This is a genomic window from Streptomyces sp. H27-H5 (assembly GCF_026627505.1).
In the GTDB taxonomy this organism is placed as follows: domain Bacteria; phylum Actinomycetota; class Actinomycetes; order Streptomycetales; family Streptomycetaceae; genus Streptomyces.
In genome coordinates this window covers 1-628 of the sequence record NZ_JAPNLK010000365.1, presented here as the reverse complement: position 1 = coordinate 628, position 628 = coordinate 1, and the positions used below count along the sequence as shown (strand labels likewise).

Here is a 628-nt window from a genome sequence, read left to right as displayed (position 1 = left end):
CCCGCCGCCTGCTGCGACGCGGCGACTTCGCCTCCCGCGACGACCTCGAAACCCAGATCACCACCTACACCATCCGCTACAACCGCACCGCCCGCCCCTACCGCTGGCGCTACGACGCCGACGCCGAGCACGCCCGCTACCTCACCCGCCACCTCCAACCCGCCCCCGCCATCTTCACGCAAGCCGCGTAACGCTCGCCGGGTACCGGAAGCGGGATTCTGGCCGTGGTGCTCCGCGGCACGTTCATACAATGGCCGGATGCCAGTCTCGAAGCCGCGCAAGAAGAAGCCGTCACAGTCCGCCGCCGCGGCGAGGCGGTCGGGGAATCCCGCCACTCGCAGGGCCGGACAGGAAGCAGCGCCGTGGGGGCAGTCGGCGCGAAGCCCGTGGGGGGAGTTGGCCAACTTCGGGGAGTACCGTCGCCGGATCGACCGGCAGCGGATGGATCTCGCGGCCCGCGACGCCGAACCGATCGTCGCGGGTCTGGTCGCCGCGGACGGCTCGGCATCCTGGACCGAGGACGAGTTGTGTCGCCGTCTGGGCGGGACGCTTTCCGGGCAGGACGCGGCGAGCGAGGCGCGGCGGGAATCAGGGGCCGCCGAGATCCTCGACACCTACAGCCCGGACC

1 protein-coding gene and 1 pseudogene are annotated in these 628 nt (G+C 71.7%); both read left to right on the top strand.

From position 1 onward, the window contains the following. Positions 1–191, top strand: a pseudogene (locus tag OTB19_RS43280) (IS630 family transposase); the annotation flags it as partial. Between the two features lie 67 nt (positions 192–258). After that, positions 259–628 (top strand): hypothetical protein (locus OTB19_RS43275; protein WP_267804351.1); only part of this gene is annotated, 370 nt, incomplete at its 3' end.